The sequence below is a fragment of the Pseudomonas sp. SDO524_S393 genome, assembly GCF_054071875.1.
This window is the reverse complement of the sequence record NZ_JBSVVZ010000017.1, coordinates 1-14,302: the sequence shown is the minus strand read 5'-3', so window position 1 is coordinate 14,302 and position 14,302 is coordinate 1. Positions and strand designations below refer to the sequence as shown.

At 61.2% G+C, this 14,302-nt stretch carries 8 protein-coding genes; 3 read left to right on the top strand and 5 right to left on the bottom strand.

Annotated elements, in window-relative coordinates; all coding sequences use genetic code 11:
* Positions 1-11: 11 nt before the first annotated feature.
* The gene (locus tag ACW9IB_RS09865; RefSeq protein ID WP_457366939.1) at positions 12-1,175 is read right to left on the bottom strand and encodes an isovaleryl-CoA dehydrogenase; all 1,164 of its coding nucleotides are present in this window, start codon (positions 1,173-1,175) and stop codon (positions 12-14) included.
* A 164-nt stretch (positions 1,176-1,339) separates the two neighbouring features.
* On the opposite strand from ACW9IB_RS09865, the gene ACW9IB_RS09860 reads away from it, so the two are divergent.
* Both ACW9IB_RS09860 and ACW9IB_RS09855 read left to right on the top strand, forming a co-directional pair.
* Complete coding sequence (locus ACW9IB_RS09860; protein WP_457413433.1) at positions 1,340-2,974, top strand: AMP-binding protein; 1,635 nt, start codon at positions 1,340-1,342, stop codon at positions 2,972-2,974.
* An 82-nt stretch (positions 2,975-3,056) separates the two neighbouring features.
* Positions 3,057-8,225: an NEL-type E3 ubiquitin ligase domain-containing protein gene (locus ACW9IB_RS09855; protein ID WP_457413432.1), complete on the top strand. Its 5,169-nt coding sequence runs from the start codon at positions 3,057-3,059 to the stop codon at positions 8,223-8,225.
* A gap of 550 nt (positions 8,226-8,775) precedes the next feature.
* On the opposite strand, the gene ACW9IB_RS09850 is transcribed toward ACW9IB_RS09855, so the two are convergent.
* From ACW9IB_RS09850 to ACW9IB_RS09840, 3 genes are all read right to left on the bottom strand, one after another.
* On the bottom strand, positions 8,776-9,675 hold the full coding sequence (locus ACW9IB_RS09850) for a hydroxymethylglutaryl-CoA lyase (RefSeq protein ID WP_457413430.1): 900 nt from the start codon (positions 9,673-9,675) through the stop codon (positions 8,776-8,778).
* Between the two features lie 16 nt (positions 9,676-9,691).
* Entirely contained in the window at positions 9,692-10,084 is a 393-nt protein-coding gene (locus ACW9IB_RS09845; protein ID WP_457366935.1) for a MerR family transcriptional regulator, read from the bottom strand.
* Positions 10,085-10,366: 282 nt separating this feature from the next.
* On the bottom strand, positions 10,367-11,302 hold the full coding sequence (locus ACW9IB_RS09840; RefSeq protein ID WP_457413429.1) for a LysR family transcriptional regulator: 936 nt from the start codon (positions 11,300-11,302) through the stop codon (positions 10,367-10,369).
* A gap of 151 nt (positions 11,303-11,453) precedes the next feature.
* Between ACW9IB_RS09840 and ACW9IB_RS09835 the strand changes: the two genes are divergently transcribed.
* Positions 11,454-12,683, top strand: coding sequence for an acyl-CoA dehydrogenase (locus tag ACW9IB_RS09835; protein WP_457413428.1), 1,230 nt, complete (start codon positions 11,454-11,456; stop codon positions 12,681-12,683).
* A gap of 114 nt (positions 12,684-12,797) precedes the next feature.
* Here ACW9IB_RS09835 and ACW9IB_RS09830 read toward each other — a convergent pair whose 3' ends face one another.
* On the bottom strand, positions 12,798-14,132 hold the full coding sequence (locus tag ACW9IB_RS09830; protein ID WP_457413426.1) for a substrate-binding domain-containing protein: 1,335 nt from the start codon (positions 14,130-14,132) through the stop codon (positions 12,798-12,800).
* Positions 14,133-14,302: the final 170 nt, after the last annotated feature.

Here is a 14,302-nt window from a genome sequence, read left to right as displayed (position 1 = left end):
GGTGCGCTCCTTCAGCGGGTTTCGTTGAAGAGTTCGCGACCGATCAGCATCCGGCGAATCTCACTGGTACCGGCACCGATTTCGTACAGCTTCGCATCACGCAACAGGCGGCCGGCAGGGAATTCATTGATGTAGCCGTTGCCCCCCAGGATCTGGATGGCGTCGAGGGCCATCTGGGTCGCACGCTCGGCGCTGTAGAGGATGACCCCGGCGGCGTCCTTGCGCGTGGTTTCGCCGCGTTCGCACGCCTGGGCCACAGCGTAGAGGTAGGCGCGGCTGGCATTGAGCTGGGTGTACATGTCGGCGACTTTGCCCTGGATCAGCTGGAATTCGCCGATGCTCTGACCGAACTGTTTGCGGTCGTGGATGTAGGGCACGATCAGGTCCATGCAGGCCTGCATGATGCCGGTCGGACCGCCGGAGAGCACCACTCGTTCGTAGTCCAGGCCGCTCATCAGCACCTTCACGCCGCCGTTGAGGGTGCCGAGAATGTTTTCTTCCGGGACTTCCACGTCATCGAAGAACAATTCGCAGGTGTTGGAGCCGCGCATGCCCAGCTTGTCGAACTTGTTGCTGCGGCTGAAGCCTTTCCAGTCGCGCTCGACGATAAATGCAGTAATACCGTGGGCACCCTTTTCCAGGTCGGTCTTGGCGTAGATCACATAGGTGTTGGCGTCGGGGCCGTTGGTGATCCAGGTCTTGCTGCCGTTGAGCACGTAATGGGCGCCGCGCTTGTCGGCGCGCAGTTTCATCGACACCACGTCGGAACCGGCATTCGGCTCGCTCATGGCCAGGGCGCCGATGTGTTCGCCGCTGATCAGTTTGGGCAGGTACTTGAGTTTCTGTGCGTGGTTGCCGTTGCGGTTGATCTGGTTCACACACAGGTTGGAGTGGGCACCGTAGGACAGTGCCACCGAGGCCGAACCGCGGCTGATCTCTTCCATGGCCACCACGTGCGCCAGGTAACCCAGCCCGGCGCCGCCGTACTCTTCCGGCACGGTGATGCCGAGCAGGCCCATGTCGCCGAACTTGCGCCACAGGTCGGCGGGGAACAGGTTGTCGCTGTCGATCTGCGCCGCACGAGGCGCGATTTCCTTGGCGACAAACGACTGCACCTGATCGCGCAGCATGTCGATGGTTTCACCGAGAGCGAAGTTCAGGGACGGGTAACTCATGGACAGGCACCTTGAATTGAGCGTTGTTTTTATGGGGAAGGGTGCGCCGGCAGGTCGCTCACCTTTACGTTAACGTAAACTTGCGTTACAAAGCTGTCAATCGTAGTTTACGTTTACGTCAAGCAGACGCCGTCCACCTTACAAAAAAGACAAAAGGGGTCGTTATGGATCAACCGAACCCGAGCTACAGCCGTGGCTCTCAGGACCAGACCTTGCTGGCCGAAACCATCGGCCAGGCGTTCGACCGGACCGTTGCGCGCTATCCGCAGGGCGAGGCCCTGGTGGTGCGGCACCAGCACCGCCGCTATACTTGGCGGCAACTGGCCGACGCGGTCGATGTGCACGCGCGCGCATTTCTCGCGCTGGGTATGCAAACCGGAGACCGCCTGGGCATCTGGGCCCCCAATTGCGCCGAGTGGTGCATCAGCCAGCTCGCCAGCGCCAAGCTCGGGGTGATTCTGGTGAATATCAACCCGGCCTATCGCAGCAGCGAACTGGATTACGTACTCAAGCAGTCCGGTTGCCAATGGCTGGTGTGCGCCGGGTCGTTCAAGACCTCTGACTATCACGCCATGCTCCTGGCACTCAAACCCGACCTGCGCCGCATCATCAGCCTCGATCCCAACCCGCCTGCCGGCTTCCTGCCGTGGTCGCACCTGGCGGCCCTCGGCGCAGGCATCCCGCTTGAAGAGTTGCTGGCTCGCCAAGCCGGTCTGCACTTCGATCAAGCGGTGAATATCCAGTACACCTCCGGTACCACCGGCTTCCCGAAAGGTGCAACCCTCAGCCACCACAACATCCTCAATAACGGCTATATGGTCGGTGAAAGCCTGGGCCTCACCGCACAAGACCGCCTGGTGATTCCGGTCCCGCTCTACCACTGTTTCGGCATGGTGATGGGCAACCTCGGCTGCATCACCCATGGCACCACCATCATCTATCCCAATGACGGCTTCGACCCGCTGCTGACCCTAACCGCCGTCGCCGAAGAACGGGCCACCGGCCTTTACGGTGTGCCGACCATGTTCATCGCCATGCTCGACCACCCGCGCCTCGGCGAGTTCGACCTGGCCAGCCTGCGCACCGGCATCATGGCCGGCGCCACGTGCCCCATCGAAGTGATGCGCCGGGTCATCGACGAACTGCACATGGGCGAAGTGCAGATTGCCTATGGCATGACCGAGACCAGCCCCGTGTCGTTGCAGACCGGCGCGAATGACGACCTGGAGCGGCGTGTCACCACCGTCGGGCGCACCCAGCCACAGCTGGAGAACAAGGTCATCGACACCGACGGCAACACCGTGGCGCGCGGCGAAATCGGCGAACTGTGCACCCGTGGCTACAGCGTGATGCTCGGCTACTGGAACAACCCCGAGTCTACCCGCGAGGCCATCGATGAGGCGGGCTGGATGCACACGGGCGACCTGGCGAGCATGGATGAACAGGGTTACGTGTGCATTGCCGGACGCAACAAGGACATGATCATTCGCGGCGGCGAGAACGTTTACCCGCGCGAGGTGGAGGAGTTTTTCTTCACCCATCCGGCGGTGGCCGATGTGCAGGTCATCGGCATTCCGGACGCGCGCTACGGCGAAGAAATCGTCGCCTGGGTCAAGTTCCATCCCGGCCACGTGGCCAATGAGCTGGAGTTGCAAACCTGGTGCAAGGGGCGCATCGCACACTTCAAGACACCCCGGTATTTCAAATTCGTCGATGAGTTTCCGATGACCGTGACGGGCAAGATCCAGAAATTCCGCATGCGCGAAATCAGCATCGAGGAACTGCGCAGCGACGGGTGAAGCAGGGGTGCATGTCTACTGCTTCACACGGTATCGCGGTGCCTAAAGTGGCGGATTATTTCGCTCACTGAAGGCCCTGCTGATGACAAACACTTTCATTGATTCTCCTGCGCGTCCGGTCGAGGACGACCCGAGCCCCCATGGACGCGTGATCAAGGACAACACACCCGCCTGGTACACCGATGCGCTGGACACGCGCAAGACCGAGCTGGCGGCGTTGGACCTGAGCATTCCGGATTGGTACAAAAATGCCGCGCCGGCTGCCCGGGCTCGCATGAGTGCAGTCCACATGCGCAGCAGGCAATCCTTGAATCTGCTCGATGAAATGTTCAAGGACCTGAAAGGGCCGGCGGCGTTTGTCGAGCCGTTGCTGGAAGCCGCGATTGCAAAAAAGTTCGGGCAGCGCCTGGACACCCGCAGGGTTTTTTATGCGCGCAAGATGGAGCAGAAAGAATGTGAAATCTCCCCCCGGGAGGTGTCCACTCGTCACGCCAGCACCCTGGCCCCGCAGTTCTATTTTTATCGGGGGCTGAGCCTGCTGGAAGCTGCGCTGAACAACTTCACCGCAGAGGAGGCGACGGCATCGGTGTGCGGCGATTGCCATCTGATTACCGGTTACAACTTCCATCGGTATTCCAGTGACAGGATTCACCCGTCGGGCAACGTTCAGGTACTCAAACTGGACATCAAACCCCATGAGTTTGCCGGCCTGTGCCGGGAACTGGATCTGGGCAGTGCCTACGATGACTATGTGCGAACCTTCATCAACAGCCGCATTCGCATCACCAGGACAGAAGCGGGCATCGGCAAGCTCTACAGCACGCTGATAACCAGCCATCGGAACCAGTTGGAACTGGCCGCCGAACTGGCCTTGATGAACGGTGACATCCAGCCTGAAGGCCATCAGGTGATCATCGACCTGTTGCGCAGCCAGGCGCAGAGCACATGGGCAGGGGAGGCGGTCAAGTGTTCGCCCTTGCGGCTATTTTCCTTTGTGATCGAGAACATCCTGATCATCGGTCCGGTGGTGTGGCGGGCCAACGTGAGAAACGCGGAACTCGTGCCCCGGCCGTGCATGGTCTATATCCCTGGCGACCCCCTGCATCCACTCAAGAGTTACGACCATATCGGCGCGTTCACCGACCATCTCACCACGCGCCTGTGCGCTGTCGAATACCGCCGATTCTTCAGTCAGTTTGTGCCGTTGGCCAGCCAGGATGAGTTTTTCACCCAGCTCAAGACTTTGCTGGACCCGGGTGAGCTGCACGCCCATAACCAGGACTTTGTTGCGACGCGAAAAGGCCGGATCAACCGTCAGGGCAGCTACGCGCCACCGTGGCGGGATGTGTGGGCGGACAGTGCCGTACGACGCATGCAACTGACCATGGAAAATGCCCGCAGCAGTGTGGTGGCCACAGAGGATGTCGACACGCGTGTCTACAACGCCTGGCTCTGGTCGTTCGGCAGCATCGCGCTGGATGTTCTCAACCTTGCGTCGTTCGTCGTGCCGTTCCTGGGCGAGGCGATGCTGGTGGTCACCGCTGTGCAGATGGCCTGCGAGATCGGCGAAGGCATCGAAGCCTGGTCACAGGACGATGCCCGCACGGCCTGGGCCCATTTTTCGGCGGTGGGCCTCAATCTGGCAGGGCTGGCGGTACCGGCAGGGTTGATGGCAGCCAAAGACATGGCGCTGGTCAAACGCCTGGTGCATGTGGAGTTCGGTGGACGCACGCGCTTGTATGACTTCAACCCCGCGCACTACCTGCACCGCATTACCTTGCCCGAAGGACATCGCCCCAATGCGCAGGGCCTGTATGCCCATGAAGGCGCGTTGTATCTGCCGGCCATGGAGGGCGGGCATTACAAAGTCCAGGCCCGCGGCGCCAACGAATTCAGGCTCGTGCACCCAGACGGCGAAGCACGTTATGCGCCGCGCCTGCGCCACAACGGTGAAGGCGCCTGGGTGCATGAGTTCGAGCAGCCGTTGACGTGGGATCGCAAAACCCTGCTGCGCCGCTTGGGCCATAGCGTCGAGCATCTGAGCGACAGCCAGTTGGAGCAGGCCAGGGCGATCAGCGGTATTTCGGACGATGAATTGCGTCGGGTATTCATCGAGCATCGAGCGCCCACACCGTTGTTCAAGGAGATGTTGCGGCGATTCGAGTGCGCTGGCAGGCACCAGGCGTTCGTCGACAAGGTCAGCCATCCGGACCCGGCAGTATTTGCCCGGGTGGACTGGTTCACGCAAGTTCAGGTGTTGCTCGAGAGCGGCATGTGGCCTGACTCACGGGTGTTGGTGGCACTGGACGCAGAAGGCAACCAGGTCTGGTGTTCGGCCCCGGTAAAAGACCCGAGTCAGAGCGTCACGCTCAACCATGAACAATGCGAGAGTGGCCTGGTGTTTCCGGCGTTCATCAAGCAGTTGAGCGAACCGGAAATTCGCCGTTTGTTGAGCGAACAAAAGATGACGAACGAGGCCATGGGCAGGCTGTTCTTCAGTACCCGCGACGTGTCGCGGGCGAGCGGTTCTTTTGGCGATACCCGCCTGGAAGGCGAAGAGGCGGACCCGCTGATGAGCTTTCTGCGTACACCTTATGCCAGGGTCATGCGTTATAGGGACTGTCTGCTGGAGGCGGCCGAAAGTACCCGTGCTGCGCGGTTCAATCGCGAGATCGCGGCCGATGACGTTTCCGCCGATGCTGATGTGCAGATAATTCAGCGCAGCTTTCCCGGCCTGCCCAGGCTGGCCGCCGAAGAAATAATGACCCACGCCAATAGCCAGGAACTGGCCCGCTTGCGCGACACGTCGCGCGTGCCCCTGCGCCTGGCCGAGGAAGCGCGGACTTACCTGCAGCGGGCTCGGGTCATGCGGGCGCACGCCGACCTGCTGTTCGACAACCGTCTCACGCTGGATGGCGTGCATTTGGCGTTGCACAAGATGGCGTCGCTGCCCACGCTGTTGGACGGCATAGGCATCGAGCTGCGCGCGAACACCTACGACGGTCCGCTACTGGATCGGGTCGGTGACCCGACTGCCGCACGGCAACTGCGTCTGATCCATAAAGACTTGAAGGAGTGGAAACTGTGCAGCGGGCCGGAAAAAGTCGAGTACTGGCGTAGCGACAACGATGCGTTTTTCAATGCGCTGTGGATGGCCAGCAGCGGGAAGTTTACCGATTGGCCCACCTTCAATGCGGCGGCGCAACGGCTAAAGCTGCAACTGGCCCAACACCCGCTGAGCGAACTGGCGAGTCGGCGCGCGCTGGGCCTGCAAGCGATCAAGCCGGGTTTCAAGTCTCCCATGCGCCTGGCGGACGGACGCTTCGGCTATCCGCTCAGTCCGGTGGGCGGCGCGGGTGAGCGTCCGTCGGTGTGCAAGCGCGCGGCGCTGTCGCTGTATCCCTCGAAGTCCATGGGCGAGGTCGAGGCGATGCTGGAGCTGCAAGGTGCCGACGATGCGGTGCTGCTGGCGAGGCTGACCGAGCTTGAGGCGGAATATGCAGCCCTCGACCAGACGTTGACCCAGTGGCAGCAAGGAGGGGGGGCGCAGTACGCAAGCGCGAGACGCCGGGTATCGGGCAGCGTCAAGGCGGCTTGGCGCAGAACTTCTGCGCAAGCTTTCGCGGCGGACGGAACGCCGATCGGTCACGTGCTGGACCTGTCCGATGAGATGGTCGGTGAGTTGCCTGTGATTGCCGCCAACATGGACCACGTGGGGCGTCTGGTGCTGCGCAGAATGGCACTTTCGGACCGTTCCTCGCCTTTTCTGGCGGCATTCGGCGGCCTGCGCTGGCTGGACATGCGCGAGAACAACCTGACCCAATTGCCGGAATTTGCCCAGGGCGGGGCAAGGTTGACCAAGCTCTACCTGAACCGCAACGATATCCAACTGACCGAGCAAAGCCGGCTGCGTCTTGAGGGTATGCGAAGCCTGAAAATTCTCAACTTGGCCGATAACCGTCGCCTGGGCTGGCAGGCCGATTTGCGCAACCTGCGACAGTTGAACCAGCTTTACCTGGCCGATACCGGCACCCGCGTATTTCCCGCCGGTGCCGAACAACTGCCCAATCTGGCCCGCATCGACCTGCATACCAACCGCCTCACGACGCTGCCGGAATACGCTTATCAGCACCTGGATCGGATCAATGTGCATGACAATCCTCTGTCGGCGGCGACCCTGGCCCGCTTGAACCAGCCACAAGCCCCGGCGCAATGGGGTGAACACATCACCGTGGACGAAGCACGTGGCTTGTGGCTGGAGGGATTGTCGGCCAGTGAATCGGCGCGGTGTGGCGGGATCTGGGATGACCTTTGCGCCAGCCCGGAGTCGGCGGCGTTCTTTACCGTTGTGGCCGATACCACCCGCAGCGCCGAGTACACCAGCGCAGTGACCCGTCCGGCGCTGACGCAGCGGGTATGGGACCTGCTGGAGGCCGCGAGTGAGCGCCAGGTTATTCGTGAGGCCTTGTTTGCCGTCGCCGATGACCGTGTGACCTGCGGAGATGGCAGCTCGGTCGAGTTCATGAACCTTGAGAGTGAGCTGCTGGGAGCCAACGCGCTGGAGCAGGCGGGAACGGACGACGCCGAAGGCGCCCTGATCGGCACGGCCAGGCAATTGTTTCGCTTGGCGCTGGTGGATGGCCTCGCACTGCGCGACGCCGAAGCGAGAGGGCCAGGGTTCACCGAGCAGGTCGAAGTCGTGCTGGCGTATCGCACGCGACTGGCTGACCGGTTGGGGCTACCGGTGAAGTCCCGGAGCATGTTGTTTCCACGGCAGGCAGAGTTGAGCCAGGCGGCTATCGATGCCGCTTATGCTCAGGTACTCATGGACGAGCGCAACGCGGCGAACGAGGAAACCTTTTTTGTCGGGCGCGCGTTCTGGGAGAAACACCTGCAGACCCGTTACCTTCAAGAGCTCGATGCGTTGATGGCGCCGGAACTGGAGCGGATAGACGAGCAGAGCGCGACGCTGTTCGAACTGTCGGATTGGCAGGGCACGCACCCGGCGGCAGGTGAGGAGGCCCAAGCGCAATGGCAGGCGCAGCATGATGCGATCACGGACCGGTTGGCGGGCCTGTTGGGCAAGCGCCGGGATGAAATCCTGGTTGGCGGTTCGATGCAAAGTGCTTTTTACGAACGTGAACTCAAGCGACTGGGCGCCGAGCGACGAGCATTGGAGCAACGCACCCTGGAAACCCTGACGCGCAAGGTGCTGAACAATTTTGCAGCCGTGCAAGGGACATCGCTCTGAACGAAAGTGCCAGACAGCACAAAGGGGACCCGAAGGTCCCCTTTAATTTGTCGTTGCGTGCTCTTTTTTTATTATTGAGGGGCGGTCTATTGTTGTTTTTGGCAACCGTTACCCTTTACCGCTGTTTTTGGCGACCCCCATCCGGGGTCAAGAGCAAACGTATTTTTTTGAGCGCTGATCTGCTTCTTCGCAAGCGATCCAACCAGTGGTAGCTACCTGAAGGTAGTTTTATTCTTCTCTAACCGGTTGCGGGTTTCGGCATCTGCCGTTCCCTGCGAAGCACATCTTCTCCAAAAAAATCTGTTAGCTGCGTCTCTGCCGTGTTGTTTTTGTTATGTCAGAGTCGTTCCGTCTTATTTTTATTAGGTTTGGCGCTTTTTATTCTTGTTATGCCATAGAGATAGCAGAAGCCGTGCCAACTTTTAAAAATCCTTTAAAATCAACGGTTTGATTTTTATGTGGGATAAGGCCTACGGCAAATACGACAAAATATGTTCCCGTGTTACTCGATGTGTTGCCGTGCGGTAACACATTGTCACAGCCATCCTACTCACACCGCGTTACGCGCTTTGGCCACCCGCGATCCGGTGGGCCGGCCCAACACCTGGCTGATGTGCTGGCCCGCCAGTATCAGTCGTTCCAGATCGATGCCGGTCTCGATCCCCAGACCATTGAGCAGGTACAGCACGTCTTCGGTGGCGACGTTACCGCTGGCGCCCTTGGCGTAAGGGCAGCCGCCGAGGCCGGCGATGGAGCTGTCGAACACGGTGATGCCTTCGAGCAGGCTGGCGTAGATATTCGCGATGGCCTGGCCATAGGTGTCATGGAAGTGGCCCGCGAGCTTGTCCCGGGGCACCTGCGCTCCGACCGTCTCGAACAGCCGCCGCGTTGCCCCGGCCGTACCGGTGCCGATGGTGTCGCCCAACGACACCTCGTAACAGCCCATGGCGTACAGCTCCCGCGCTACGGCTGCCACTTGTTCTGGCGCGACCTCGCCTTCGTAAGGGCAGCCCAGCACGCACGACACATACCCGCGCACGCTGACGCCGTGTTGTTTGGCCGCTGCCATGATCGGTGCAAAACGCGCCAGGCTTTCGCTGATGGAGCAGTTGATATTGCGCTGGGAAAACGCTTCGGACGCCGCCGCAAATACCGCGACTTCCTTGACCCCGGCCGCCAGGGCGTCTTCGAAGCCGCGCAGGTTCGGCGCCAGCGCGCCGTAGGTCACCCCGGTTTTGCGCTGGATCTGCGCAAACACCTCGGCAGAGCCGGCCATCTGCGGTACCCATTTGGGCGAGACGAAACTGCCGACTTCGATGTAGCTCAAGCCTGCGGCGCTGAGGGCGTCCACCAGGCGGACCTTGTCGGCCACGCTGATGGGCTGGGCTTCGTTCTGCAAACCGTCGCGCGGGCCGACTTCCACCAGGCGTACGTGTGAGGGGAGGGGCATGGCAATTACCTTCTGATCAATGGCCAGACTGGCGCAGGGTGTGGGCCAGGGCCTGGGTGCAGCGCTCTTCGGCGGTGTCCAGTTCCAGCTTCATCTGTTCGATATCCAGCAGTTGCTGTTCAAGCTGCTCACGTCGCTCGGCGATCTTGGCCAGCATGCTGTTGAGCTGTACATGGTTGCCACTGGCGGGGTCGTAGAGTTCGATCAGCTCGCGGCATTCGGCCAGGGAAAAACCGATGCGCTTGCCACGCAATATCAGTTTGAGGCTGACCTTGTCCCGCGCCGAATAGATACGTTCCTGGCCGCGGCGCTCCGGGGCCAGCAGGCCTTGTTCTTCATAGAAGCGAATGGCACGGGTGGTGATGTCGAGCTCGCGAGCGAGGTCGGAGATGCTGTAGGTGGGGCTCATGGGGACACTCAAGAGGTGGCTTGAGCCTAGGCTAGTGTCAGGTTGACGTTAACGTCAAGGATCGCCTTCCGGGGTAGGGGGGGTTGTTGTGGTGAGCGGGCTTGTCCCGCGCCGGGGCGCGAAGCGGCCCCAATAAAGCCAATGCATTTTTCCAGACAGGAATGCGGCGCCGGGTTTTAGGGCCGCTGCGCAGCCCGGCGCGGGACAAGCCCGCTCACCACAAATAAACCTGCTCACTCTCAACAAGCCCACTCGCCCCAACAAAAATACCGGCCACCCGAATTACGCCTGTTGGCTATCGAGCTTTTTCTCATGGGCCGTGACCTGTTGGCACAACTCGATCATCTGCTCGCGCATCCAGCGGTTCGCCGGGTCCTGATCGGTGCTTTCGTGCCAGTACAGATGGGTTTCCACCGGCGGCACGTCGTTGACCGGCAAGTTGAACCAGTGCAGTTCGTGGCGGCGGGCGAAGCGTTCGGGCACCGTCATGACCATGTCTGTCTGCTGCAACACTTGCGAGGCCATCAGGTAATGCTGGGAGCGCAGGGCGATCTTGCGCTGGATGCCCATCTTGCCCAGGGCCAGGTCGACATGGCCCAGACCATTGCGGCGACTGGAAATATGGATATGGGTCAGCGACAGGTAATCATCCAGGGTGAGTTTGTCCTTGCCGGCCAGTGGGTGACCCTTGCGCATCGCACACACGTAGCGGTCCTCCATCAGCTTGACGTGGCGCACCTGCGGGTCGGTGTTCAGCGGCGCGTCCACGGCAAAGTCCAGGCGCCCGGCGGCGAGTTCCTTGGTGGTCTCGCGGCGTTTGGACAGGAAGCTTTCGATCACCACCGTGGGCGCCAGGCGGCGCAGGCGTTGGAACAGCAGCGGCAGGATCACCGCCTCGGTGAGGTCGGTCATGCTGATGCGGTAGGTCTTGGCCGCCTGCTGCGGGTTGAAGATACGGCTTTCCTGCACTGACACCCGTAGCAATGACAGTGCATTGCGCACCGGGCCGATGATGTTCTGGGCCATGGGCGTGGGCACCATGCCCTGGGCCGTGCGTACGAACAGCGGGTCGTTGAAGGTTTCGCGCAGACGCGCCAGGGCGTTGGACACCGCCGGTTGCGTGATGCCGACAATCTGTCCTGCACGGGTCAGGTTGGCTTCGGTGTAGATCGCGTCAAAGACGATGAAGAGGTTCAGGTCGACCTTGCTCAGATTCATTTCGTTGCGCTCTTATTGTTAGGTGTCCATACGCCGATCATATATCGGTGATGAATGTTAATACACGCCGAGAATAGGCTAGGTAAATTATCAGCGCTGTTCTAGCATCGATTGCATGACCTAAACAACCTCTCAGAGAAGGGAGCTGCTCATGGATTTCGCCTATTCGCCCAAGGTTCAGGAACTGCGTGAACGTGTCACCGCGTTCATGGACGCCTATGTCTACCCGGCCGAGCCGGTGTTCGAACGCCAGGTCAGCGAAGGCGATCGCTGGCAGCCCACTGCAATCATGGAAGAGTTGAAGGCTCGCGCCAAAGCCGAAGGCCTGTGGAACCTGTTTTTGCCGGAGTCCGAACTGGGCGCGGGGCTGACCAACCTCGAATATGCTCCGTTGGCAGAAATCATGGGCCGTTCGCTGCTGGGCCCTGAGCCGTTCAACTGCTCGGCCCCCGATACCGGCAACATGGAAGTGCTGGTGCGTTATGCCAACGAAGAACAGAAACAGCGTTGGCTGGAACCGCTGCTGCGCGGCGAGATCCGCTCGGCCTTCGCCATGACCGAACCCGACGTAGCCTCCTCGGACGCCACCAACATGGCCGCCCGCGCCGAGCGCCAGGGCGACGAATGGGTGATCAACGGCAAGAAATGGTGGACCTCCGGCGCCTGTGACCCGCGCTGCAAGATCCTGATCTTCATGGGCCTGAGCAACCCGGACGCGCCGCGTCATCAGCAGCATTCGATGATCCTGGTGCCGGTGGACACTCCCGGTGTGAAGATCGTGCGCCCGTTGCCGGTGTTCGGCTACGACGACGCCCCCCACGGTCACGCCGAAGTGCTGTTCGACAATGTGCGGGTACCGTACGAAAACGTACTGCTTGGCGAAGGACGTGGCTTCGAAATTGCCCAGGGCCGCCTTGGTCCGGGACGCATCCACCACTGCATGCGTTCCATCGGCATGGCCGAGCGCGCGCTGGAATTGATGTGCAAACGTTCCGTCAGCCGTACCGCCTTCGGTAAACCCCTGGCCCGCCTGGGTGGGAATATCGACAAGATTGCCGACTCGCGCATGGAAATCGACATGGCGCGCCTGCTGACCCTGAAGGCGGCGTACATGATGGACACCGTGGGTAACAAAGTGGCGAAAAGCGAAATCGCCCAGATCAAAGTGGTCGCGCCGAACGTGGCGTTGAAAGTGATCGACCGCGCGATCCAGATCCATGGCGGTGCGGGTGTTTCCAACGACTTCCCGCTGGCCTACATGTACGCCATGCAGCGCACCTTGCGCCTGGCCGACGGCCCGGACGAAGTGCACCGCGCCGCGATCGGCAAGTTCGAGATCGGCAAGTATGTGCCCCGCGAACTGATGCGCAGCGGGCAGTAACCCCGAGGCACCTGCATCGCGGGCAAGCCCGGCTCCCACATTTGGAATGCTTTCCCCTGTGGGAGCGGGCTTGCCCGCGAAGAAGCCAGTATCGACAACACAAAACCCCCGGCCTCAGTAGACCCAAACCTCCACCCGTCGATTCTTGATCCGGCCTTCATCCGCGGTGTTCGTTGCCACCGGCATCTGCGCGCCAAAACCGCGGATATCGCGCAGCACCACACCGCTCTTCACCAACTCCCGACGCACCGCCATGGCGCGCAGTTTCGACAGCAACGCCGCGCGCTGCGGATCGTTCTTGGCGTCACCGAAGCCTACCAGCGTCACTTGCTTGTCGAGCTTGCCGTGACTCTTTATATAGGCCACGACTCGCTGCAGATCCTGGCGTGCCTTGTTGTCGAGGCTGGCGCTGCCTTCTTCGAAGCGAAAATTCACGGTCAGGCGCTGGGCGTCGCGGGCGATGGCCTGATAGTCAGCGGGCATCGAGGGCCGTGGCTCCACAGTCATGGCCTGCACTTGCTGCGCGATAAACCCGTTGGCCGCGACAATCGCCTGGCCCTTGCCGCTCTGGGCGAAGTCCACCAGTGCGCGGGCCCAGGGGTTGTGCCCCGAAGGTGGCAGATAAAAGAACAACCGGCGTGACAGGGGGTAATCCTCGGTGGCAATCAGGCTGTTGAGCGGCAGCATGGGTTGGGAGTCGCCATCGACAATCGCCACGGCCTTGGCCTGGCGCACGTAGGGCAGGCCGATAAAACCGATGCCTTGAGGGTCCTGGCTGACGGCATCGGACAATTCCTCGCTGGACTCGAAGCGCCGGGCGGTTGCCAAGGGCTTGCCGCGCAGGCGCAGCACCAGGTCCTTGAAGGTGTCGTAGGTGCCGGATTGATCGTCCCGCGCATACAAATGAATGGGCCCGCCAACGCCGCCCAGCGCTTCCCAGGTGCTGGTTTCGCCATTGAAGATCTGCGCCAACTGCTCGGTGTTCAGACTATTGAGCGGGTTTTGCGGGTTGAGGATGATCGCCAGGCCGTCGATGGCGATCACATGCTCGGCCTCGGGGCTTTTCAGGTCTCCGAGGGGCTCAAGGTCCACCAGTTCGCTGTCCTTGATCGGGCGCGAGGAGGCGGCAAGGTCCGCGGCGTTTTTCTTCAGCGCGGTGAAACCGGTGCTGGAGCCATGGGCGGCGATTTCGATCGTCACGTTCTTGCCCTGGCGGGTCTTGCCCACCACGCGCTGTTCATTGGCGCCCGCGCCGGGCTCGCTGTGCACCGCCAGCAAGCCGCGATGCTCCATCAACCCCTTGACCAACGCCGGGCCGAGCGCTGCGCCAATGGTGTTGGAACCCTGGATGCGCAAGGCCGGGCCTTGGTCGGGAATGGGGAGGGGGAGTGGAGCAGAAAACGCGCAGAGGGGTAAAAGGGTCAGCAGCAACAGAACGCGCAGCCTCATGCCGGCACCTTCTCAAGACAAAGGGAGTGCCGCGAGATTAAGTCAGGCAGGTTGCAGCAATGTGACTGTCACACTGGAGAGCAAATGTGGGAGCGGGCTTGCTCGCGAAAGCGGTGAGTCAGTCGAAATATTTGGGACTGATGGACTGCGTTCGAGAGCAAGCCCGCTCC